The organism is Curtobacterium sp. MMLR14_002, assembly GCF_001864975.1.
In the GTDB taxonomy this organism is placed as follows: domain Bacteria; phylum Actinomycetota; class Actinomycetes; order Actinomycetales; family Microbacteriaceae; genus Curtobacterium; species Curtobacterium flaccumfaciens.
Window position 1 is genome coordinate 1 of the sequence record NZ_MJGT01000075.1, and the last position, 21,930, is coordinate 21,930.

Sequence of the window (21,930 nt, forward strand, 5' to 3'; positions counted from 1 at the left end):
GAGACGCCGGGGGTGAGCTTCAGGGCGGTGAGGGCGTCGGTGAAGCCGGAGTCGAGCTTCACGGCGGTGGAGCCACCGAGGACCTCGGGGACCGAGGCGACGGGTGCGGGGATCTTCGACGACGACGACGACACCGTGTGGATCGCGGGGGTGGCGGCCTGGGCGGAGGAGATCCCGAACGCGGCACCGCCGAGGACGAGGGCACCGGTCGTGGCGAGGGTGATGGAGGTCTTGAGGCTCTTACGCATCGTGATCAGTCCTTTGCTGTTGTCGCGCTCGGCGCGGTTGCTGTGTGCGCGCCGAACACACCCTTGGTGGGGTGGAGAACCAGCGATGTGCGGCTGGTGAGCGCTCCGGGTGTTTCCCGGTCGTTGCAGGTGATTCGGCGTCGTCCGCCAGTCGGATTGGAACGAGTTCTCCGGGCCTGTCACCCCTAGGCTCGGGTCATGCGGGGAACGACGATCCGACCGACCACGGAGGACGACTGGGAGTCCGTTCGGGCACTGCGGCTGGAGATGCTCCGGGACACCCCGAAGGCGTACGGGGAGCGGCTCGCCGATGCGGAGCGGATGCAGGAGCGTGACTGGCGGCAACGCGGCCGCCGTGAGCACGACGTCGGCGGGACGACCCTCGCCGCGATCGGTGCGGACGGCCGGTGGCTCGGGACGATGGGGGTGTTCGTCCCCGGCCCCCGCGTCGGGCCGCTCCTGGTCGGCGTCTACGTCGCACCGTCGCACCGGGGTCGTACCGCCGGTGTCGCCGATGCGTTGCTCGACGAGATCGAGGTGTGGGCGGCGGCGCACGGATCAGCCCTTCGGCTGCACGTGCACGAGGGGAACAACCGCGCGCAGGCCTTCTACGCCCGACGTGGCTACGAGCCGACAGGTGCGACCGAGGCGTACGTCCTCGATCCGAGCGAACTCGAGCTCGAGATGATCCGGCAGCTGCGGGGATCGCTGTGAGCGGCGGGACGGACGGAGCTGGCGGGGCTGCCGGGCCCGTCGTGCGGTGGCTGCTGTCCGACGTGGGCGGCGTGCTCGAACTCGTCGATGACGCCGCCTGGCCCGGGCACTTCCGGGCGCGGTGGGCCGAGCGTCTCGGGATGACGACGGACGACTTCTCCGCACGCCTCGTCGCAGCGGACCTGCCCGACGCCTCCCGTCAGACCGGCGTCGTCGACCGGTACTGGGGCGCGATCGGGACAGCGCTCGACCTCGGGGCCGACCAGCTCGCCGTCATGCGGGCCGACTTCTGGGATGCGTACTGCGGAACGCTGAACCAGCCGTTGTACGACTTCCTCGCCGGACTTCGCGGCACCATCGGCCTCGCGATCCTGTCGAACTCTGGCGATGGTGCTCGCGAGGAAGAGGAGCGGCGCTTCCGGTTCTCGGCGGTGTTCGACCCGATCTGCTACTCCCACGAGATCGGTGTGAACAAGCCCGACGCCGAGGCGTTCCGGATCACGCTCGAGCGCTTGGGGGCGGACCCGGACGAGGTGTTCTTCGTGGACGACGTGCCGGAGAACATCGAGGCTGCACGTGCACTCGGCATCGGGGCGCACCTGCACGTCGACACCGACGAGACGATCCGGGTGCTCGAGGCGGTCGTGCGGGGGAGCGGTCAGCAGTGACCGTCGGCATCGTGTTCTTCGACGTCGACGGAACCCTCGTCAGCCCCGGTTCCAGCAGCAGTTTCCTGGCCGCCCGGTTCGGGCACCAGGACGCGCTCGACGATGCAGAAGCGCGCTACGCCGCCGGCGATCTCACCAACCAGCAGGTCAGTGAGGTCGACGCACGCGGGTGGCGTGGCACGTCCGTCGCGACGGTCGACCGGTGGCTCGACGGCCTGCCGGTATTGCCCGGAACCGAGACCGTCGTCGCGTGGTGCCGTGCCCACGACGTCGAACCCGTGCTCGCGTCGCTCGCGTGGCAACCCGTGACCCGTTCCCTCGCGCGGCGGTTCGGGTTCGTCCCGAACGGCGGGCCCCGAGTCGGCGAGCACGGCGGCGTCCACGACGGCACCGTCGCCGAGCACTTCGACGAGTTCGACAAGCGGGACCGGGCGCTCGCGCTCGCTCGTGACCTCGATGTACCGATCGAACGCTGCTGCGCCGTCGGGGACAGCCGCTCGGACATCCCGCTCTTCCAGGCGCTCCCCAGTGCGTTGGCGTTCAACGCGAGTCCGACGGCACGCGCGGCCGCGAGTGACGCGATCGACGCGGACGACCTCTCGCGCATCATCCCCTGGCTCGACCGCTGGCTCCGGGAACTCGCCTGATCGATCGGCTCTGAGACGGATGCGGCATGATCGGTCCGTGCCTGATGTGAACCCGACCGCCGCGTACCGTGCCGCCCGCGACCAGCTCCTCGCCGCGGACTCTCCGGAAGCGGCACGCGCCGGGTTCCGCTGGCCGGACGTCGGCGACACGTTCAACTGGGCGACCGACTGGTTCGACGTCATCGCGACCGACAACAGCCGCACCGCGCTCTGGATCGTCGAGGAGGACGGTCGTGAGCAGCGGCTCAGCTACGCCGACATGGCCGCACGGTCCGATCGGCTCGCCGCGCGACTGCACGGCTTCGGCGTCCAGCAGGGCGACCACGTCCTCGTCATGCTCGGCAACCAGCTCGAGCTCTGGGAGACCATGCTCGCCGTGATCAAGCTCGGTGCCGTCATCCTGCCGACGTCGACGATGCTCGACACCGCCGACCTGCAGGACCGCGTCGACCGGGGCTCGGTGGCGCACGTCGTCACGAACCGGAGCGAGACGCACAAGTACGACGACGTCCGCGGGTCCTTCACACGCATCGTCATCGGCGGTCCCGCTGACGGGTGGACGGAGTACCCGAGCGACCTGGGTGAGCCCGCTCCCGCCGACGAGGTCCGTCCCCACGTCGTCACCCGCACGACCGACCCGTGCCTGGTCTACTTCACGTCCGGCACGACGTCGAAGCCGAAGATGGTCGTGCACACCCAGACGTCGTACCCGGTCGGGCACCTCAGCACGATGTACTGGCTCGGCGTCCGGCCCGGTGACGTGCACCTGACGATCAGCTCGCCCGGGTGGGGCAAGCACGCCTGGAGCTGCTTCTTCGCGCCGTGGATCGCGGAGGCAACCGTGTTCATCCACAACACCGCGCGCTTCGACCCCGCCGCACTCCTCGCGCAGCTCGAGCAGGCCGAGGTCAACACGTTCTGTGCGCCGCCGACCGCATGGCGGATGATGCTGCAGTCCGACCTCGGCGTGAAGCCGCGCGCGCTCCGTGAGCTCATCTCGGCCGGCGAGCCGCTCAACCCCGAGGTCATCGGCCGGGTCGAGGCGGCGTGGGGGCTCACCATCCGCGACGGCTACGGGCAGACCGAGACCACCGCGATCATCGGCAACGCCCCGGGCGCCGCCGTCACGCCCGGCGCCATGGGCAAGCCGCTCCCCGGTGTGACCGTGACGCTGCTCGACCCCGTCACCGGCGAACCGGGCGACGAGGGCGAGGTCTGCCTCGACCTCACCGAGCGGCCCGTCAACCTGATGGCCGAGTACCTCGGCGACCCCGACCGCACCGCCTCGTCGATGCGCGACGGCTTCTTCCACACCGGCGACATCGCCGTCCGCGACGCCGACGGCGAGCTGACCTTCATCGGCCGCACCGACGACGTCTTCAAGTCCTCGGACTACAAGGTGTCGCCGTTCGAGGTGGAGAGCGCCCTGCTGGAGCACCCGGCCGTGGCCGAGAGCGCGGTCGTCCCGGCCCCCGACGACGCCCGTCTCAACGTCGTCAAGGCGTACGTCACGTTGGCCACCGGATGGGAGGCGTCGGCCGACACCGCCAGGCAGGTCCTGGAGTACGCACGCACGGCTCTCCCCGCCTCCGCGCGCGTCCGCCGCGTCGAGTTCGCGGAGCTCCCGAAGACCATCTCGGGCAAGATCCGCCGCGTGGAGCTGCGGGAGCGCGAGGAGCAGTCGGTGAGCAACGGCACGCGCGCCGAAGGCGAGTGGCGCGACGACGAGTTTCCCGGCCTCCGCGCACCCCGCCCGCAGGCCGGGCCCGCTGCCGGCTGACGGTCGGGGAGACCACACATGGTCGTCGTACTGCGCCCGTGGTCGCTCGACGACGCGGCTGCGCTCTTCGTCGCCAGTCGGTCGAACCCGGACCTCGCGACGCAGTTCCCGGACGTCGGGCTCGATGACGAGGAGCATGCCCGCGCGCACATCAGGGGCGCGCTGCGGTTCGACGAGCAGGCGAAGAACTGGGCCATCGTGGAGGACGGAGTCGCGGTCGGGAACGTCGGGCTGTCGGCGATCGAGTTCCGGCACGCTACGGCCTGGGCACACTACTGGCTGGCGGCCGGTGCTCGCGGCCGTGGGCTCGCCGCTCGTGCGTTGACGAGTGTGTCGACCTGGGCGTTCGACGCCGGGCTCTTCCGCCTCGAACTCGGACACCGCTCGAACAACCTCGCGTCGTGTCGAGTCGCCGCCACCGCCGGGTTCCGCGCGGAGGGCGTCGAACGGCAGAAGCTCCGGTACGGCTCGGAGCGGTTCGACGTGGAGACGCACGCCCGGCTGGCGACCGATCCGGTGCCGGACCTGCCCGGTTTCGAGGTCCGGACGACGTCCTGACGGCTGCCCCGGTCAGTCCTAGGCTCGGCACGTGGAACTGATCAAGGACGTCACGCGCGGCGACTGGTTGCTGGCCCGAGCCGGCGCGTTCGCCACGTTCGGCGGCGTCGCGGGCACCGGGTTCGAGGCGTACGCCCGGATCCTGCACCCGCTCCGTGCGGATCGCGAGGACCGTACGAGCGTGGACGAGTACGACGAGCACCCGGTCCTCGAGTCGGCCGAGTGGCGCTGGGCCGACGTCGCCGAGCGCACCCGTAGGACGATCGACCCGCTCGTGTCGTGGCAGACGCTCAGCGGTCGGGACGACGAGTCGGACCTGCCCTTCGAGGACGGCTGGGTCGTCCATCCGCCCGAAGAGGGCTGGTACGAGCCGAAACAGCTCGCCGCGCTCACCGGGCTCCTCGCCGAGGCGACGTCGACGCCGGACGACCTGGTCGGGGCGGTCTGGGACGGATGGGGCGACCTGAACGCGTCGACGTTGGGCTTCGGGTGGCAGGGGAGCGGCGAGCCGACGGCGGCCGAGCGCGTGGAGATGCAGGCGCACATGGCCCGGGCCCAGGCGCAGCACCGGCGGGAGCAGGCTGCGCTCCGGGAGTCGCTCGCGGGTCCGCGCTTCCCGTGGCCGGCCCGCGAGTGCTTCCTGCTCTCCATGTCCCTGCCGCAGCTCAGCGACCCGTCCTGGACGGACGACGCCCGCGTGGGCACGTACGTCGATGTCGGGCACACCCCGCAGATGCTCTGGCCCGAGGGGCACGAGTGGGTGCTCGCCACCGAGATCGACTGGGACTCGACGATCGTCGCCGGGTCGCGGTCGCTCATCGACGCGATCCTCGCCGACGACCGGTTCGAAGCGTACGAGGTCGACGCGGACGCTTCCCCCTCCTCGTGAGGGCCCGAACAGGAGCGACGCAACCCGGCCGAGAGGGTATCGTCGAGCGGTGATCAGGTCCATCCGCCGCGGCGAACGGCCCGCCGTGTCCGACGCCGGTCCCCAGCGGCAGCTCACCGACCGCGCGACGCCGGAACTGTGGGGAGCGCTCGTCGGGAGTGCCGTCGCGCTGCCCGGCGTCGAAGAGGGGCACAGCCAGGTGTCGCCGGTGTCGTCACGCGCGTTGTTCCTGCGCGATCAGCACGACCACGTCGTCCCGTGGACGTCACTGGCGCCGGACGGACGACTCGAGCCCGTGCACCTGCACGGCGTCGAGGACACCTCCGTCCACCTCTGCCTCCCGGTCGCACGTGGAGCCGAACTGACCGAGCTCGGCTGGGCGATCCCGCACCAGTACGAGGACCACGGGACCGAGTTCATGGTCTACGGACCGCGCGACGTCGAGGAACTCGCGGTCGTGCTGTCGATTATCGAGGAGAGCCTCGCGTTCGCTCGCGACCCTGGGGATGAGCGTCCGGCCCACCAGCCCGTCTGAGCACGGCGCGCCGACCTTTCGCGCCCAGCGACACCTCACGGCCGGCCGCGCGCGTGAACTGTCGCTCAGCGCGAAAACCCGCGCGACGCCGATGCCGACCCGCGCCCGCGCCACCCCCCCCGCGTCACCCTGTGGGAGCACCCATCTCCCCCCAACGGCGGACGCGGCGCCGACGGCCCCTCCCGTAGCGTCGAGGCCGTGATCGAAGTCAGCCATCTCACCAAACAGTACGGTCCGAAGACCGCCGTGGACGACGTCTCCTTCGTCGTCCGTCCCGGCAGTGTGACCGGCTTCCTCGGGCCCAACGGCGCCGGGAAGTCCACCACGATGCGCATGATCATGGGGCTCGACCGGCCCACGTCGGGCAGCGCCACCGTGAACGGCCAGCCGTACACGAGCTTCCGCGACCCGCTCCGGCAGGTCGGCGCCCTGCTCGAGGCGAAGGCCGTGCACTCGGGCCGCAGCGCCTACAACCACCTGCTCTCGCTCGCGGCGACCCACGGCATCCCGAAGTCCCGCGTGCACGAGGTCATCGACATGACCGGCCTCGACTCCGTCGCGAAGAAGCGCGTCGGCGGGTTCTCGCTCGGCATGGGGCAGCGCCTGGGAATCGCTGCCGCACTGCTCGGCGACCCGAAGACCCTGATCCTCGACGAGCCCGTCAACGGCCTCGACCCCGACGGTGTCGTGTGGGTGCGTCAGCTCGCCCGCCGCATGGCCGCCGACGGCCGCACGGTGTTCCTCTCCAGCCACCTGATGAGCGAGATGGCACAGACCGCCGACCGCGTGGTCGTGCTCGGCCGGGGCAAGGTCCTCGCCGACGCCCCGATCGCCGAGTTCGTCGCCGGTGGTGGCGCCGCTGCCGGCACCGATGCCGCCGTCAGCCGCGTCATCGTCCGCACGCCGGACCCGAACGGCCTGTTCAACGCCATCGGCCCGAACGCCGCGGTCACCCAGCGCGAGGACGGCTCGTTCCTCGTCGTCGGGCCCGACGCACCGACGGTCGGCAACATCGCCGCACAGGCCGGCGTCCCCCTGCACGAACTCACCCCGACCGGCGCGAGCCTGGAAGAGGCCTACATGGCCCTCACCCGCGACGACGTCGAGTACCGATCGGAGGGCACCCGATGAGCGCCACCACCTCGCCCACCACGCCGTCGACGAGCTTGCCGGGCTCGACCCGCCTGTCGTTCCCGCACCTGGTGCGGAGCGAGTGGATCAAGCTGCGGAGCATCCGGTCCACGTTCTGGTGCTACGCGATCCTGGTCGTCCTCACGATCGGCATGGCCGCGCTGGTCGGAGCGAACACGAACAGCGGCGGGCAGGACCTGCCGACGGACATCGCCAACGGCACCGTCGTGAACGTCAACACGGTCGGCGTCCTGCTCTCGTCGCTCGTCGTCGGGGTGCTCGGCGTCCTCATCATCACCGGTGAGTACGGCACGGGCCAGGTCCGCTCGACGTTCACCGCCGACCCCCGCCGCTCCGGCGTGATCCTGGCGAAGGCCACCGTCCTCGCCCTCACCACCTTCGTGGTCAGCGCCGTCGCCACCTGGATCGGCGTCCTCATCTCGCTCCCGCTGCTGGCCGGCAACGGAGTCGAGCCGGAGATCGGTGACCCCTCGGTGTTCCTGCCGATCCTCGGTTCGTCGGTCTTCCTCACCCTGCTGGCGCTCCTCGCCTACGGCATCGGTCTGCTCGTCCGTTCGAGCGCCGGTGGCATCGCGATCACGCTCGGCATCCTGTTGGTCCTGCCGGTGGTCCTGGGCCTGATGGCCGGGCTGATGAAGGTCGACTGGCCGATGGACATCATGTCGTTCCTGCCCGACTCGGCCGGTGGACAGCTCTACGCCTACTCGTACGACGGCGCGAGCGCCGCCGACAACAGCGGAGTCGTGCTGAACGGCTGGGGCGGCTTCGGCGTCCTCGCCGCCGAGGTGCTCGTCGTGGGTGGCCTCGCCCTGACGCTCGCGCGCCGTCGCGACGTCTGACGCGACCACCCCACGGCCGGGAGGCGCGGTGCCAGCTGGCACCGCGCCTCCCGTCGTTCCGCGGTGCGGGTCCACGGCGTCACTAGGCTCACAGCGTGCGTTCCGTCCCCGCCCTGCTCCTGCCCGCGATCGCGGGCGTGGTCCTGCTGGCCGGCTGCGCCGGTCCGCCGCCTGTCGACGAGGCAGCGCTGTCCGCCTGGGAGAAGCGGCAGATGGCCACGCACTCGGACCGGGATCTCGGGGCGATGTACGCCCCGGAATCCGCCGGGCAGAGCGCGACGGGGAACGACGACGAGATCGACCGTGGTGTCACGATCACGTTCGCGCACCCGAAAACGGTCGACCACCTCGAGTTCTCGTGCTTCGGTGACGGGCACATGAGCGGTTCCGTCATGATCGTCTCCGGTGGCACCTCTCGGAACCACATCACCGAGGCGATGCCCTGCGGCGACGGAGAGCAACGCATCGACCTGCGGCGAACCTGGCGTGCCGACGTCGACAGCGTCTCCTTCAACGGGTTCGACAGCGACCGGGACAGCGCCTGGAACGTCCGCGTGATCGGCGCAGAGCCCGTCGAGGACTGACCCCCCGAGCGCTCAGGACCGCCGGACGTCGTACCGGTGCAGGGTGACGCCGTTGTCGTAGCGCTGCTGTTCGAGCAGGTCGAGCTGCACGAGCGGGCGGTGCCCCGAGCGCGGCGGATCGAACAACGGGCGGCCGGCGCCGAGCACCGACGGGTGCGTGAAGAGCATGACCTCGTCGAGCAGCCCGGCATCGAGCAGCTGACTCGCGATGCTCGGTCCGCCCACGCCGATGGCGCCGTCGCCGGAGGCACGGATCGCGGCCAGCTCGGCGATCGCGTCGCCGTCGCCACCGATGACCCGGGTGTCGTGGTCGGCGGTCGTCCGGGTGCGGGACACCAGGACCTTCGGCTGCGCGGTCCAGATCTCGCCGTACTCGCGCAGGTACTGCGGCATCGACTCGTCGTGCCGGGCGTCGGGCCAGAACGGGTCCATCATGTCGCGGACCACCCGGCCCTCGACGGACAGGGTCATCGCCGCGGCGCGGGCGTTGAACTCGCGGTGCAGCGGCTCGTCGATCCGGATCCAGTCGGGCCCGTCCAGGCCGTCGTGCTCGCCGGGGGCCCGTTCGACGAACCCGTCGACCGAGACGTTGATCCAGTAGACGAACCTCGCGGGCATGGCATGACTCCTTCGTCGAGCCGAGCGTACGCTCGCGCACGTCGCCCGTCGACACCCGCAGTCCCTCCAGCAGCACCTCCCTCAACGACGAGAGCAGGTCAGGCATGCGCCGATCGTCCACCGCACTCCTCGCCGTCGTGACGTTCCTCGGCGTCGCGACCACGGGCCTCCAGGCCGGACCAGCGGATGCGTCCGCGGTGCCGGTCGGGACCACCCGGGCGACCACCACCACGACCGCGGCGTCGAGTGCCGCCAGCCGGCACGGCCGCGCGGCACCCAGCCACCAGAACCCGGTCGCGCTCAGCCTGCCGGACGGGCAGACGGCGGCGAGCTGCGCGGACCCGACCGTGATCCACGGAGCCGGACGCGACCGCAACTGGTACCTGTACTGCACCACCGACGCGCTCACCGCGACGGAGCAGAACCCGGACGGGTCCCTGGTGCAGCACGCGGTGCCCACGTACCGGTCGACCGACCTCACCCACTGGACCTACGTGAACGACGCGTTCCCAACGAAGCCCTCCTGGGTGGGCGACGCGAACGGGATCTGGGCGCCGGACGTCGTGTACCGTGCCGGGGACCGTGGCCGGGCCGGCACCTGGTACCTGTACTACGCGGCTTCGGACACCCCGTCGGCGACGGGACCGAGCGGCGGCGGCTCAGCGGTCGGGGTGGCGACGAGCTCGAGCCCGACGGGGCCGTGGAAGGACTCCGGCGGCCCGGTCGTGGCACCGCAGACCGCACCGAACGGCGACGGAGCACGGTGGGCGTTCGACCCCGAGGTCATCACCGACAAGGGCACGACCTACCTGTACTTCGGCAGCTACTTCGGCGGCGTGAACGTCCGACGCCTCAGCGCCGACGGCCTGCGCTCCGACCCGTCGACCGAGCGGCAGATCGCGATCGACAACCGCTACGAGGGCGCGTACCTGATGCGGCACGGCGGCTGGTGGTACTTCATGGGCTCCGCGACGAACTGCTGCAACGGCGCCCTGACCGGCTACGGCGTCTTCGTCGCCCGGTCGCGCAGCCCCCTCGGACCCTTCACGGACCGCGACGGTGTGGCGATCACGAGCACCCGGGTCGGCGGCACGCCCCTGCTCGCGCAGAACGGCAACCGGTGGGTCGGGACCGGCCACAACACCGTGGTCACCGACTTCGCCGGCCAGGACTGGATCATCTACCACGCGGCCGACCGGAACGACCCGTACTACGCGGGGCAGCCGACCTACACGAAGCGGCCGGCGCTGATCGACCCGCTCGACTGGCAGGGCGGCTGGCCGGTCGTCCGCGGTGGGGCCGGGCCGTCCGACACGGTGCAGCCGGGGCCGGTCGCGCAGCCGGGACAACGGCCGACGTACCGGGCGTCGACCGCTCCCGTCGACGTGCCGGGGCGGACGATCCGGGCACTGTCGACCTCGTTCGACGGTGCCGCGCTGCCGGGGGCGGCGCCCGGAGCGCTGCCGGCCCAGCTCGCCTGGGCGCGTGAGCCCGACCCGTCCACGTGGACCGTCGCCGACGGGACGTTCCGCTGGCAGACGCAGGACGCCGACATCCACCCGCCGGCGACGCCGCTCGCATCGGTGCTGTCCGAACCGGCACCCCGTGGGGACTACGTGCTCCAGACCACGGTCGGGGTGGACACTCCGGCCACCGGCGACGGTCTGAACTACGTGCAGGGCGGCCTGATCGTGTGGGGTGACGACGGCAACTACGTCCGCCTCACCTCGAACTCGATCTTCAACACGCGCCAGACGGAGTTCGGCAAGCAGGTGTCCGGGCAACCGGCCGGGGCGCCGAGCTACGGGAACATGGTCGTCGGTCCGGTCGGGGACACCACCACGCTCCGCATCGTCCACCGCCAGGTCCGGGGTGAGGACCGGTACACGGCCTACACGAGCCTGGACGGGCGGCACTTCGTCCGGGGCGGGACCTGGACGGCGGACCTCGGCAGTGCACCCCGCGTCGGGCTCATCTCGCTCGGGGGCTCCGGCTTCACCAGCACCTTCGAGGATCTCCGCGTGAGCACGGTCGCGATGCGTCGCTGAAGGGGTGTACCCGCAAGACACCGGTGTTCGCAGGCTGAACCGCGTTCTGCGCGTGTTCGACCCGCGAACACGGGTGTCTCGCAAGCCGCACGACGGCGCGTTCAGCCGCGAAACGTCGCCCGTCACCGAGATACCCGTCGGGATGCGAAGATGCATCGTTGGTGCCGGAGCCGAGAACGAGGGTTGGATGATCCCGACGGAAGACCACGACGCGAGCGCGCCGCTGCTCGACGGTCGGTACCGCGTGGAGCAAGCGATCGGCCAGGGCGGCATGTCCGTCGTCTACCGGGGTGTGGACGAGAGCCTGCACCGCCCGGTCGCGATCAAGCTCTTCCACGCGGGCATCGTCGACATCGCCCGGCAAGAGGCCGAACTCGGCGTGCTGGCGTCGCTCGAGCACCACAACCTCGTCAGCCTGCTCGACGCCGGAGTCGTCACCGGGCAGGACGGTACCCAGCAGCGCTACATCGTGATGTCGCTCGTCGTCGGGCAGGACCTCGAGGAGCGCCTGGCCGTCGGCCCGCTCGCCTCGCGGCACATCGCCGAGATCGGCTACGACATGGCCGAGGCCCTCGACTACATCCACGCCCACGGCGTCGTGCACCGCGACATCAAGCCGTCGAACATCCTGCTCGTCGACTACGGCAACGGTTCTGACCGGGCCCGCGCGCGTCTGACCGACTTCGGCATCGCGCTCGCTGCCGGTGTCGAACGCCTGACCGCCGACGGTGTGACCACCGGCACCGCCGCCTACCTCAGCCCCGAGCAGGCGCGCGGCGGCGAGGTCGGCCCGCCGAGCGACGTGTACTCGCTCGGCCTCGTGCTGCTGCAGTGCTTCACGCGCCGCCGCGAGTTCCCGGGCTCCCTCGTCGAGTCCGCCGTCGCCCGGCTGTCCCGCGATCCCGTGGTCCCCGAGCCCCTGCCCGAGCACTGGAAGCACCTGCTCCGTGCCATGACCGCGCAGGACCCCGCAGCCCGTCCGCTCGGCGCCGAGCTGGTCACGATGCTCCGCGACGTCGTGATCGCCGAGACCGCCACGGCCGACCACGTGGTCGAGCCGACCGACGAGACGGCACCGGTACCGACGCGCTCCGAGACGGACCGCCCGGCGACCCTCGACACCCTGCCCGACGAGTCGCTGCAGCGCACCACGGCGATGGCGGCCCGGCTCTTCGACGCACCGATCGCCCTGGTCGAGGTCCTCGACGAGGACCGCGAGTGGTCCCAGTCGTACATCGCCGAGGGCGTCGACGAGGCAGCCCGCAGCATCAGCTTCCGCAACGGCTTCGCCCCGGTCCCCGTCCCCGTCGTGATCCCGGACGGCTCCGCGCACCCCGAGATGCGGAACAGCCCCCTGGTCACCGGTCCGCTCGGCATCCGCTTCTACGTCAGCGTTCCGCTCGTCAAGCACGACGGCTCGCCGATCGGCACGCTCGCCGTGCTCGACACCCGCCCGCGGCAGGCCACCGAGGACGACCTCGCCAACCTCCGTGACCTGGCGGCGCTCGCCGTCTCGCAGCTCGAGATCCGCCAGGAGTCCCTCCGCACGACCAGCGACTCGCTGCCGGTCCCACGGGTGGTCGGCGACCACACCGCCTGACGGGAGGCCCGGTGCCAGCCCGCACCGCGCCTCCCGACCGTGCCGTGGTCGCGCCCACCGCCGCGCCCACGCCGTCCGCCGAGCGGTCACGATCCGTCGCACGCCGCCCCGCCGACGCCGTCCGCCGAGCGGTCGCGCCCCGTCGCCTGGAGGGCTCCCGCGCGACGGTCCGTGACCGCACGACCACCTGCCAGCGGTGCGTCGTGACCACTCGCGGATCCGATGCCCCGGCTGACCGACTCACGCCGAGCGGGCGGAATGCCGAGGTGCCTCCACGTGCCGACCCCGGTGTTCCGCCCGTTCGCGGTGGTGGGGGTTCGCTCGCGTCGGCTGGCGCTGCCGAGCGGGCGGAATGCCGAGGTGGTTCCGCGAGAGGACCGGGGCATTTCGCCCGTTCGTGGTGGTGGGGGTTCGTGCGCGTCGGCTGGCGCTGCCGAGCGGGCGAAATGCCGGGGTGCCTCCGCGAGCCGACCCGGGTGTTCCGCCCGCTCGTGGTGGGCGCGCTCAGCCGAGGCGGGTCGCGGCGAGGCCGCCGTCCACGTCGATCGTGGCGCCGTGCACGAAGGTCGCCTCGTCGGAGGCCAGCCAGCGCACGGCGAACGCGACGTCGACCGGTCGGACGGGTGCGCCGGCCGGGGTGCCCGCCGTCATCTGCGCGAGGACGTCGTGCGATTCCGCGTTGCCCGGCGTCGCGGTGGCCCCGGGCGACACGGTCGACACCCGGACGCCGTGCGGTCCGAACTCGGCTGCCCAGGCGCGGGTCAGCTGCTCGACCGCGGCCTTCGTCGCCGGGTAGAGCGCCGTGAACGGGACGCCGACGCGGGACATCCACGAGCCGATGTTCACGACGACGCCCGAGCCGCGTTCGACCATCGCGGGCGCCAGCGCTCCGACCAGCACGTGGGGCGCACGGACGTTCGTGGCCCAGAGGGCTTCGGCGTCGTCGTCGGCGAGCAGTGCGGTGGGGCCGACCGGGTAGACGCCGGCGTTGTTGACGAGGACGTCGACCCGGCCGCCGAGGGCCTCGGTGGCGCGGGTGGCGAGGTCGCGGACCGCATCGGGATGGGTGTTCAGGTCGCCGACCACGGCCACGGCGGTTCCTCCGGACACGGTGATGGCGTCCACCACGGCCTGCGTCCGCTCGGGGTCGCGGCCGGCGACGGCGACGGTGGCGCCGGAGGCGGCGAGGACACGGGCGACGGCTTCACCGATGCCGCTCGAGGCGCCGGTGACCAGTGCGGTGCGGCCGGCCAGTCGGTCGTCGGTGGTCAGGGAGTCGAGGAGTGCTTCGTTGGTCTGCATGCTCCGATGCTCGGTCCGACGGACCCGGCGGTGATTGCCCAGGACTCCGGAGTGCTTGCCGGATCCTGCACGGGCACCCCTCGCGCCGGATGCCTCGACAGAATGGGCACATGGACGACGTCACCTCGGACCGGCTGGACCGTGCGCTGCAGAGCGTCCTCGCCCACCTGGACGACACGGAGCGCGCCGGACGGATCGGCCTCCGCCTGGCCCGGGTGGACCGTCCGACCGACCTCGGGTACCAGCGCTACACGCCGTCGGTGTCGGTGGTGCTCGCTGGGCGGAAGCGCTCGATAGTGGGGGATGATGACCAGCTCTGGGGTCGGGAGCGCTTCATCATCACGCCGGTCGACCTGCCCGTGATCGCCGGGGTGGTCGAGGTCGAACCACCCGCGGGGTTCGTCGCGGTCGTCTGGCAGCTCGACCCCGCGGTGGTGGCCGAGGTCGCGACGGCGATGTCCCGCCCCCACCAGGACGAGGCGCCGCCGGCACGACTGGGCAGCTGGACACCAGCGCTGGCGGACGCGTTCGCACGACTCGTCGGACTGCTCGATGCTCCGGAGGACATGACGGTCCTCGCCCCGCTCGTCACCCGCGAGGTCGTGCTCCGCCTGCTGCAGACCGACCAGGCACCGCGCATCCTGGCCGCGATCGGGAACCGCGACGGCGACGTCGTCGCAGCGGCCACCGCCCTGCTCACCGAGCGGTTGGCGGACCCGTGGTCGGTGGCGGGCCTGGCCGCGGCGGTCCGGACGAGCGAGTCGACGCTGTTCGCGCGCTTCCGGCAGGTCACCGGGATGAGCCCGGTGCAGTACCTGCGGCGGCTGCGGCTCGGGGAGGCCCGGCGGCGGATGATCGTGCTCGGTGACACCGCCGCCCAGGCTGCTGTCGCGGTGGGGTACCGGAGCGCCTCGCACTTCTCGCGCGACTACCGCGCCCTGCACGGCCGGCCACCGGCTGCCGACGCCGGTCGGGCCCGTGACCTGCTCGCGCGGGGCGAGGTCGCGATCGCCTGACCTGCCAGCGTGATCGCCAGACCGACCGCGCGGTCAGTCGGACGGATGACGCGGACGAGTCCGGGCAGCCCCTACTCTCATCCATGCGGGTGACGACCGTCGCCTCGGAGAGGACCGCTCGTGTTGACGAACGTGTCGGGAGCACACGCCGTGGTGCTCCTCGTGCTGCTGGCGCTCGAGGCCGTGGCGCTGGTGCAGGTCTGGCACGATCGTCGCCGGACGCAGGTGGTCAAGGTGCTGTGGACGGTGGTCATCCTCGCGCTGCCCGTGATCGGCGTGCTGGGCTGGGCCGTGAACTGGCTGCTCGGCAAGGCTGCGGACGCGCTGCAGCGCCGGAACGCTTGACGCGCGTCAGTCCTCGGTGAGGGCCGCAGCGTAGGCACGGACGGACCGGTGGTACCGGGGGAGCGTCGGCTCGACGGCCTCGATCGCGACGCGCAGTGCCTCGGCGGAGCGTCCCGCGCTGTGCAGGGCGAGCGCGAGGAACACCTTGGGTGCCGCCCCGGTGGCGGAGTGCTCCGGCGCGTCGCGGAGCATCGCGATGGCCGCGTCGATCCGGCCGAGGTTCCGCAGCGTCGAGGCGTGCTGGACGACCATCCTGGCGGCGCGGTCCGGGTCGACCGTGTCCAGGCCGGCCGTGGTCGCGGCGGCGTACTGCACGTCGGCCTCGGCCTCGTGGCCGCCCGAGTCGAAGGCGCCGCCGAGCTCGAACGCGCCGAGTGCGGGGTGCGGAGCGCCGGCGGCGAGGTCGCGCATCCGCTCGATCCGCTGCTGATCGTCGATCGTCTCGTCGTCCCACAGCGCCGCGACGCGTGCTTCCCAGTCCCCGGTGCTCATCCGGCGAGCGTACCGCCGTCGGTGATCGTCGCGCGGAACGAGCGGACCAGCGGAGCGCCGGGCTGCACGACGGCGGGGGAGTCCCACGCCAGTGCCGAGCCGATCGCGGGGTACTCCTCGGCGCGGACGAACCAGGGGTCGTGGTGGTCGACGGCCTCGACGCGGATCGTCGCCGGGCCGCCGTCGAACACCGCCGACCAGGTGATCCAGGGTGCGGCCGAGCCGTGCACGGCGGCCTCGCCCTCGGCATCGGCGGTCCGGATGACCACTCCCGTGCACTCGGGGAACCGCCAGAAGAAGCCGCCGTAGCCCGCTCCGGTCCGGCCGTTGCTGCCCGGACCGCCGAGGTGCACGGGGGAGTCACCGGGGGCCCGGAACGACGACGACCAGGACAGTTCCCACCCGCTGGTGACGGCGCGCCAGCGAAGGGTGCGGTCCTCGCGCAGGACCACCGTGCGGTCCGGGCCCTGCCAGACGAGCTCCTCGGCGGACGTCGTGTCGTGCTGCGCCGCGTGCACCAGCTCGACCGAGCCGTGGTCGTCACGCCACACGTAGCCGAGCCCCTCGACGTAGGTCCGGCCACCCCAGCAGTTCACGCCGTCGACGTCCGGGATTGCGACGCCGACACCGCAGTGCCAGTCGTGGTCGCCGGGGTGGTGCGCGCTGACGACGGTGCCACCGAGGGTCCGGACCGGGTGCAGGTACGGACGAGGGGACGACGTGGCGATCGTGCCGGCGCCGCTGCGTTCGACGGCGACCTCGACGCCGTCCACGACGAGTCCGCGGATGCCGTCGTCGGTGCTCACGCCACCGACGCTACCCGCGCGTCAGCCGGGCGAGCACGACGCTGTCGAGCACCTCGTGCGGATCACCCTCCGGCGTCGTCGCAGTGCGCGGCCGGACCTCGGCGACCAGGACGTCCCACCGGTCGTCGAGCTGCAGGGCGGCGAGGTCGTCGGCCGGCGCGGGGAACCGGTACTCCCGCAGCTCGGGCGGCAGGTCGTCGTGCGGCGGAGCGGCGTGCGCGGTGACGAGCAGGTGCCCACCGGCGGCGACGAAGCCGGCGGCCCGATGCAGGATGTCGGCTCGGGGGATCTCCACCGGCCACGACTGCAGGAACGAGGCCGTCACCAGGTCGAACCGCGCGGCGGTGTCCCACCGGGCGAGGTCCGCGGCGACGAACGCCGTCTGCTCCTGGACCCCGGCGGCGACGGCGGCCCGCGAACCGCGCTGGAGCGCCGTCACGGACAGGTCGATGCCCGTCACGTCCCACCCCTGCTCGGCGAGCCACACCACGTCGCCGCCCTCGCCGCAGCCGAGGTCGAGCGCCCGCCCCACCGGCAGCCCCCAGGTCACCGAGGCGAGCACGGCGTTCACCCGGCCTGACCATATGCCGTCGCGCTCGGCGTAGCGGGCCTCCCACCACTCCCGGGCGGACGGTGCGGCGGTGGCATCGGTGGCAGATCCGGCGGCGGAGCCGTCGTGGTGGGTGTGCATGCACGTACTCCAGCGCACCTGCCGGGCCGGACCCAAGCGGTGTTGCCGACCCGGCAACACCGCACGGTGCAGGGCGGGCGCGCCCCGGGCCTCCCGTCCGCCCCGATCGTGAGCAGAAGATGTCGGGTCGGCTCGACGGACCCGACCATTCCTGCTCACGAAGCGCGCGCGCACGAGCACGTGCGCGCGCCCCGCTACTCGTCGGCGGGCAGCGGCTCGGCGTGCTCGATGCGCGCGCTCGCCGTGGCCATGTGCGCGTCCATCGCGCGCTGCACGGCGGAGACGTCGCGGGCGCGCAAGGCCTCGAAGACGGCGCGGTGCTCGTGGAACGCGGCCTCGGTCGCCTGCCGGGTCTGCACGCGCCGCGCGACCCAGACGCTCAGCATCGAGCGCAGGCTCTGCAGCAGGTCGGCGAGCACGTCGTTGCCCGACGCCCGCGCCAGCAGGACGTGGAACCGGACGTCGGCGTCGATGAAGGCCTGCGGGTCGTCGAGCGTCGCCTCCTGCCGGACCAGGTACTCGCCGAGTTCGGTGATCTGCTCGTCGGTGGCGCGCTGTGCGGCGAGGATCGCGGCCGTGCGCTCCAGCGAGGACCGGATCTCGAGCAGCTCGCGGGTGCGGTTCGACGCGAGCATGAGCCCCCACGACAGGGTTGTCGGGAGCAGGTCCGAGGTGCCTCCGCGCAGGTAGGTGCCCGAGCCGGGGCGGATCTGCACGATGCCCAGGATCTCGAGGGCGGCGAGGGCCTCACGGACGGCCGAGCGTCCGACGCCGAGCCGCTCGGACAGGATCCGCTCCGAGGGCAGCCGTGAGCCGGGGGCCAGCTCGCCGGCGGTGAGCAGCGAGACGAGCTGTCGGGCGACCACCGAGGCGGGGGACCCGACGGGCACGGACTCGAGCTCGAGTCGGATGTTGAGGGGGTCGTCCGGGCTGAACGCGGGCATGGAGTGAGCGTACCGGTCGGTCAACCGGTTGCGGCGGGAGCAGCGCCGAGGCGACCAGCGTCGCGAAGAAGGCAGCAGCGCGCGCGAAATGGTCAACCGGTTGACAAGTTGGCCGACCGAGACGCACACTGGATCAGGCGCACCGATGCGCCCGCTCCCGATCCGCGCAGCAGCACGGACCATCCCGGCGCAGCCGCCAGGACGGGAGTCGTACCACCCCCACCGAGCAGGAGTCATCGTGGACATCCCCGCCACGCGAGGCATCCCCACCTCGGTCGTCGAGAAGACGGCCATCCGCAAGATCGCGATCCGCATCGTGCCGTTCGTGGCACTGATGTTCTTCATCAACTTCCTCGACCGCACCGCGATCTCCTTCGCCGCCCCCAACGGCATGGAGGCCGACCTCGGCCTGACCGCTGCCCAGTTCGGCTTCGCGTCCGGTGTGTTCTTCATCGGCTACCTCGTGCTCGAGGTGCCGTCCAACCTGGCGCTGCACAAGTTCGGTGCCCGGATCTGGCTCGCCCGCATCATGATCACGTGGGGCATCGTGTCCCTGCTCTTCACGTGGGTGCAGAACTACCCGCAGCTCGTCGGCCTGCGCTTCCTGCTCGGCATCGCCGAGGCCGGCTTCTTCCCCGGCGCGATCCTGTTCCTGTCGACCTGGGTCCCCGCACGGCACCGCGGCAAGATGCTCGCGCTGTTCTACCTGGCGCAGCCGCTCACGAGCGTCATCGGTTCCCCGCTCGCCGGCTGGCTGATGACCCACGAGGGGATCCTCGGCAGCCTGGCCGGCTGGCGCTTCATGTTCCTCTGCGTCTCGATCCCGGCGATCATCGTCGGCGTCCTGTGCCTCTTCGTGCTCAAGGACAAGCCGTCGCAGGCGAAGTGGCTCGACGAGGACGAGAAGGTCTGGCTGGAGACGACGCTCGCTGCCGAGAGTGCCGCGAAGGGCGGCGGCGCCGGTCACGGCAAGGGCGGCCTGCGTGCGGCCTTCGGCTCCGGCCGCGTCTGGATGCTCGCCGCGGTGTACTTCGGCTTCATCTACGGCCTCTACGCACTCAGCTTCTTCCTGCCGACGATCATCGACGGCTTCCAGGAGCAGTTCGGCACCACGTTCGACCTGTTCCAGAAGGGCCTCATCACGGCCATCCCGTACGTGCCGGCCGCGGTCGTCCTGTACTTCTGGTCGCGTGACGCCTTCCGCCGTGGCGTCCGGGTCTGGCACATCGCCGTCCCGGCCCTGGTCGGTGGCCTGAGCATCCCGGTCGCGCTCTACATGAACAGTCCTGCCGCCACCGTCGCGGTCATCGCGATCACCGCGTGTGCGATCTTCGCGGCCCTGCCGAACTTCTGGACGGTCCCCACGCAGTTCCTGACCGGTGCCGCCGCAGCCGCGGGGGTCGCCCTCATCAACACCGTCGGCAACCTCGGTGGGTTCGCCGCCCCGTACATCACGGGCGCGGTCAGCGAGTGGACCGGCGGGTACCAGGTCCCGATGTTCATCGTCGGCTTCTTCATGGTGCTGTCGAGCGTGCTGATGTTCGTGCTCGGCCGGAACACGAAGCGCAACGAAGTGGCCGCCGCGGCGTCCGGAGCCGACACCGCGGTCGCGGCCACGGACGGACCGACCGCCATCGCGAAGGAGGCCGGCGCATGACCCGCCTGTTCAACGACCCGGCGGACTTCGCCGACGAGATGGTCGACGGCTTCGTCGCCGCCAACCACGCCCGGGTGCGCAAGGTGCACGGCGGGGTCGCCCGCTCGACCACCAGCCCCGAGGGCACCGTCGCGCTCGTCGTCGGCGGTGGCTCCGGCCACTACCCGGCCTTCGGCGGCCTCGTCGGGCACGGCCTGGCGGCCGGTGCCGCGATGGGCAACCTGTTCGCCAGCCCGAGCGCCCAGCAGGTCACCGCGGTCGCGAAGGCGTCCGAGCACGGCGGCGGCGTGCTGCTGAGCTACGGCAACTACGCGGGTGACGTCCTCAACTTCGACGCGGCGGCACGGGCACTCGAGGCACAGGGCATCGACGTCCGGACGGTCCGCGTGACCGACGACGTCGCGTCCGCGCCCGCCGACCAGGCACACAAGCGCCGCGGCATCGCAGGGGACCTCTGCGTGTTCAAGGTGGCCGGCGCGGCCGCGGAACGCGGCGACGACCTCGACGCGGTCACCGCGATCGCGGCCCGGGCCAACGACCGCACCCGCAGCTTCGGGGTCGCGTTCTCGGGCTGCTCCCTGCCCGGCGCCGACGAGCCGCTCTTCACCGTCCCCGAGGGGCGCATGGCCATCGGCATGGGCATCCACGGCGAACGCGGCATCGCCGAGGCCGACGTCCCCACCGCGGACGGCCTGGCCGACCTGCTCGTCGACAAACTCCTCACCGAGCGACCCGACGGCACCGGCACCGGGACCGGCACCGGCACCGGGACCGGCACCGGCACCGGCACCGGCACCGGCACCGCACCAGACACCGCAACAGCACCCGCCACCCCCCGCGTCGTCCCGATCCTCAACGGCCTCGGCTCGGTCAAGTACGAGGAGCTCTTCGTCGTCTTCGGCGCCGTCCAGCGGAAGCTCACCGACGCCGGCATCGTCGTCGTCGAGCCCGAGGTCGGCGAACTCGTCACGAGCTTCGACATGGCGGGCGTCTCGCTCACCCTGTTCTGGCTCGACGACGAACTCGAACAGCTCTGGGCAGCACCGGCCGATGCCCCCGCCTACCGCAAGGGCGGCGCCGTCCCGCAGCAGCCGGTGCCGGTCGAGGTCCTCGAAGCCGGCGTGGTCGTGCCCGTGACGCCCGGCACCGAGGAGTCCCAGGCCGCAGCAGTCCGCGTCGCGAGCGCGATCGCCGCGATCCGCGCCACGATCGACGACCACGCCGACGAGCTCGGCCGCATCGACGCCGTCGCCGGTGACGGCGACCACGGCATCGGCATGCAGCGCGGCTCCACCGCCGCCGACCGTGCGGCACAGGACGCCGCCGCCCGTGGCGCCGGCGCCGGTTCGGTCCTCGCGATCGCCGGAGACGCCTGGTCCGACAAGGCCGGTGGGACGTCCGGTGCGATCTGGGGTGCCGCCCTGGAGGCCCTGGGTCGCGTCCTCGGGGACGAGTCCCGTCCGACGCCCGCCACCGTCCAGAGCGCGGTGCACGCCGCCACCGAGGCCGTCCTCGCATTCGGGGCCGTCCCCGGCGACAAGACGATGGTCGACGCGCTCGTGCCGTTCGACCAGGTCTTCTCCGCCCGGGTCGACGCCGGCGACGAACTCGTCGACGCCTGGTCGGCCGCCTCGGCCGCAGCACAGACCGCGGCGGACGCCACGGCCGATCTGTTGCCCCGGATGGGCCGCGCCCGCACCCACGGCGAGGACGCCGTCGGCACCCCGGACGCCGGCGCGATCTCCTTCGCGCTCATCACCGCCGCGGTCCTGGCGACCATCGCCGTCCCCGCCTGAC

The 21,930-nt window shown here is 72.0% G+C and carries 22 protein-coding genes and 1 pseudogene; 16 read left to right on the top strand and 7 right to left on the bottom strand.

Annotated features, from left to right (window positions below; genetic code table 11):
* A pseudogene (locus BIU91_RS14540) lies at positions 1-248 on the bottom strand (hypothetical protein); the annotation flags it as partial.
* A 198-nt stretch (positions 249-446) separates the two neighbouring features.
* Here BIU91_RS14540 and BIU91_RS14545 point away from each other — a divergent pair.
* The 10 genes from BIU91_RS14545 to BIU91_RS14590 all read left to right on the top strand — a co-directional run bounded on the left by BIU91_RS14545 (position 447) and on the right by BIU91_RS14590 (position 8,614).
* Positions 447-962: a GNAT family N-acetyltransferase gene (locus BIU91_RS14545; RefSeq protein WP_071406052.1), complete on the top strand. Its 516-nt coding sequence runs from the start codon at positions 447-449 to the stop codon at positions 960-962.
* Complete coding sequence (locus BIU91_RS14550; RefSeq protein WP_084741310.1) at positions 959-1,630, top strand: HAD-IA family hydrolase; 672 nt, start codon at positions 959-961, stop codon at positions 1,628-1,630. The genes BIU91_RS14545 and BIU91_RS14550 overlap by 4 nt, the downstream gene beginning before the upstream one ends.
* The gene (locus tag BIU91_RS14555) at positions 1,627-2,277 is read left to right on the top strand and encodes a haloacid dehalogenase-like hydrolase (protein ID WP_084741311.1); all 651 of its coding nucleotides are present in this window, start codon (positions 1,627-1,629) and stop codon (positions 2,275-2,277) included. The genes BIU91_RS14550 and BIU91_RS14555 overlap by 4 nt, the downstream gene beginning before the upstream one ends.
* 46 nt (positions 2,278-2,323) lie before the next feature.
* A complete protein-coding gene (locus BIU91_RS14560) occupies positions 2,324-4,057 on the top strand; it encodes an AMP-binding protein (protein WP_253183774.1) in 1,734 nt (577 codons plus the stop codon).
* Positions 4,058-4,075: 18 nt separating this feature from the next.
* Positions 4,076-4,615 (top strand): GNAT family protein, encoded by a 540-nt coding sequence (locus tag BIU91_RS14565; RefSeq protein ID WP_071406054.1) that lies wholly within the window; start codon positions 4,076-4,078, stop codon positions 4,613-4,615.
* A gap of 31 nt (positions 4,616-4,646) precedes the next feature.
* Positions 4,647-5,504 (top strand): hypothetical protein, encoded by an 858-nt coding sequence (locus BIU91_RS14570; protein WP_071406055.1) that lies wholly within the window; start codon positions 4,647-4,649, stop codon positions 5,502-5,504.
* A 49-nt stretch (positions 5,505-5,553) separates the two neighbouring features.
* Positions 5,554-6,039 carry a luciferase family protein gene (locus tag BIU91_RS14575; RefSeq protein ID WP_253183773.1) on the top strand — a complete coding sequence of 162 codons (486 nt, stop codon included), beginning with the start codon at positions 5,554-5,556 and terminating at the stop codon, positions 6,037-6,039.
* Positions 6,040-6,237: 198 nt separating this feature from the next.
* Positions 6,238-7,170, top strand: a complete 933-nt coding sequence (locus BIU91_RS14580; protein ID WP_071406056.1) for an ABC transporter ATP-binding protein — start codon at positions 6,238-6,240, stop codon at positions 7,168-7,170.
* Positions 7,167-8,030: an ABC transporter permease gene (locus BIU91_RS14585; RefSeq protein WP_071406057.1), complete on the top strand. Its 864-nt coding sequence runs from the start codon at positions 7,167-7,169 to the stop codon at positions 8,028-8,030. The genes BIU91_RS14580 and BIU91_RS14585 overlap by 4 nt, the downstream gene beginning before the upstream one ends.
* Positions 8,031-8,125: 95 nt before the next feature.
* On the top strand, positions 8,126-8,614 hold the full coding sequence (locus BIU91_RS14590) for a hypothetical protein (RefSeq protein WP_071406058.1): 489 nt from the start codon (positions 8,126-8,128) through the stop codon (positions 8,612-8,614).
* A gap of 12 nt (positions 8,615-8,626) precedes the next feature.
* On the opposite strand, the gene BIU91_RS14595 is transcribed toward BIU91_RS14590, so the two are convergent.
* Positions 8,627-9,232 carry a dihydrofolate reductase family protein gene (locus tag BIU91_RS14595; protein ID WP_071406059.1) on the bottom strand — a complete coding sequence of 202 codons (606 nt, stop codon included), beginning with the start codon at positions 9,230-9,232 and terminating at the stop codon, positions 8,627-8,629.
* Positions 9,233-9,336: 104 nt separating this feature from the next.
* On the opposite strand from BIU91_RS14595, the gene BIU91_RS14600 reads away from it, so the two are divergent.
* On the top strand, positions 9,337-11,280 hold the full coding sequence (locus BIU91_RS14600; protein WP_084741313.1) for a family 43 glycosylhydrolase: 1,944 nt from the start codon (positions 9,337-9,339) through the stop codon (positions 11,278-11,280).
* Between the two features lie 187 nt (positions 11,281-11,467).
* Positions 11,468-12,880, top strand: a complete 1,413-nt coding sequence (locus BIU91_RS18995) for a GAF domain-containing serine/threonine-protein kinase (RefSeq protein ID WP_071406060.1) — start codon at positions 11,468-11,470, stop codon at positions 12,878-12,880.
* A 504-nt stretch (positions 12,881-13,384) separates the two neighbouring features.
* Here the strand turns inward: BIU91_RS18995 and BIU91_RS14610 are convergent.
* Positions 13,385-14,182: an SDR family oxidoreductase gene (locus BIU91_RS14610; RefSeq protein WP_071406061.1), complete on the bottom strand. Its 798-nt coding sequence runs from the start codon at positions 14,180-14,182 to the stop codon at positions 13,385-13,387.
* A gap of 110 nt (positions 14,183-14,292) precedes the next feature.
* Here BIU91_RS14610 and BIU91_RS14615 point away from each other — a divergent pair, with 110 nt between their 5' ends.
* Both BIU91_RS14615 and BIU91_RS14620 read left to right on the top strand, forming a co-directional pair.
* Complete coding sequence (locus tag BIU91_RS14615) at positions 14,293-15,198, top strand: AraC family transcriptional regulator (protein ID WP_071406062.1); 906 nt, start codon at positions 14,293-14,295, stop codon at positions 15,196-15,198.
* Between the two features lie 132 nt (positions 15,199-15,330).
* Complete coding sequence (locus tag BIU91_RS14620; protein WP_253183775.1) at positions 15,331-15,543, top strand: PLDc N-terminal domain-containing protein; 213 nt, start codon at positions 15,331-15,333, stop codon at positions 15,541-15,543.
* A gap of 6 nt (positions 15,544-15,549) precedes the next feature.
* Here BIU91_RS14620 and BIU91_RS14625 read toward each other — a convergent pair whose 3' ends face one another.
* The 4 genes from BIU91_RS14625 to BIU91_RS14640 all read right to left on the bottom strand — a co-directional run bounded on the left by BIU91_RS14625 (position 15,550) and on the right by BIU91_RS14640 (position 18,476).
* On the bottom strand, positions 15,550-16,035 hold the full coding sequence (locus BIU91_RS14625) for a tetratricopeptide repeat protein (RefSeq protein WP_071406064.1): 486 nt from the start codon (positions 16,033-16,035) through the stop codon (positions 15,550-15,552).
* Positions 16,032-16,841, bottom strand: a complete 810-nt coding sequence (locus BIU91_RS14630; protein WP_071406065.1) for a PmoA family protein — start codon at positions 16,839-16,841, stop codon at positions 16,032-16,034. The genes BIU91_RS14625 and BIU91_RS14630 overlap by 4 nt, the downstream gene beginning before the upstream one ends.
* 10 nt (positions 16,842-16,851) lie before the next feature.
* Positions 16,852-17,532, bottom strand: coding sequence for a class I SAM-dependent methyltransferase (locus BIU91_RS14635; protein WP_071406066.1), 681 nt, complete (start codon positions 17,530-17,532; stop codon positions 16,852-16,854).
* A 194-nt stretch (positions 17,533-17,726) separates the two neighbouring features.
* Positions 17,727-18,476 (bottom strand): FadR/GntR family transcriptional regulator, encoded by a 750-nt coding sequence (locus BIU91_RS14640; RefSeq protein WP_071406067.1) that lies wholly within the window; start codon positions 18,474-18,476, stop codon positions 17,727-17,729.
* 238 nt (positions 18,477-18,714) lie between these two features.
* Between BIU91_RS14640 and BIU91_RS14645 the strand changes: the two genes are divergently transcribed.
* Both BIU91_RS14645 and BIU91_RS14650 read left to right on the top strand, forming a co-directional pair.
* A complete protein-coding gene (locus BIU91_RS14645) occupies positions 18,715-20,133 on the top strand; it encodes an MFS transporter (protein ID WP_071406068.1) in 1,419 nt (472 codons plus the stop codon).
* Positions 20,130-21,929 (top strand): dihydroxyacetone kinase family protein, encoded by a 1,800-nt coding sequence (locus BIU91_RS14650; RefSeq protein WP_071406069.1) that lies wholly within the window; start codon positions 20,130-20,132, stop codon positions 21,927-21,929. Before BIU91_RS14645 ends, BIU91_RS14650 begins: the two co-directional genes overlap by 4 nt.
* Position 21,930: the final 1 nt, after the last annotated feature.

Excerpts from the sequence above, each read along its gene's own strand:
- BIU91_RS14545 (WP_071406052.1), top strand. The coding sequence starts at position 447 with ATGCGGGGAACGACGATCCGACCGACCACGGAGGACGACTGGGAGTCC.
- BIU91_RS14565 (WP_071406054.1), top strand. The coding sequence starts at position 4,076 with ATGGTCGTCGTACTGCGCCCGTGGTCGCTCGACGACGCGGCTGCGCTC.
- BIU91_RS14585 (WP_071406057.1), top strand. The coding sequence starts at position 7,167 with ATGAGCGCCACCACCTCGCCCACCACGCCGTCGACGAGCTTGCCGGGC.
- BIU91_RS14595 (WP_071406059.1), bottom strand. The coding sequence starts at position 9,232 with ATGCCCGCGAGGTTCGTCTACTGGATCAACGTCTCGGTCGACGGGTTC.
- BIU91_RS14600 (WP_084741313.1), top strand. The coding sequence starts at position 9,337 with ATGCGCCGATCGTCCACCGCACTCCTCGCCGTCGTGACGTTCCTCGGC.
- BIU91_RS18995 (WP_071406060.1), top strand. The coding sequence starts at position 11,468 with ATGATCCCGACGGAAGACCACGACGCGAGCGCGCCGCTGCTCGACGGT.
- BIU91_RS14610 (WP_071406061.1), bottom strand. The coding sequence starts at position 14,182 with ATGCAGACCAACGAAGCACTCCTCGACTCCCTGACCACCGACGACCGA.
- BIU91_RS14615 (WP_071406062.1), top strand. The coding sequence starts at position 14,293 with ATGGACGACGTCACCTCGGACCGGCTGGACCGTGCGCTGCAGAGCGTC.
- BIU91_RS14625 (WP_071406064.1), bottom strand. The coding sequence starts at position 16,035 with ATGAGCACCGGGGACTGGGAAGCACGCGTCGCGGCGCTGTGGGACGAC.
- BIU91_RS14635 (WP_071406066.1), bottom strand. The coding sequence starts at position 17,532 with ATGCACACCCACCACGACGGCTCCGCCGCCGGATCTGCCACCGATGCC.
- BIU91_RS14640 (WP_071406067.1), bottom strand. The coding sequence starts at position 18,476 with ATGCCCGCGTTCAGCCCGGACGACCCCCTCAACATCCGACTCGAGCTC.
- BIU91_RS14650 (WP_071406069.1), top strand. The coding sequence starts at position 20,130 with ATGACCCGCCTGTTCAACGACCCGGCGGACTTCGCCGACGAGATGGTC.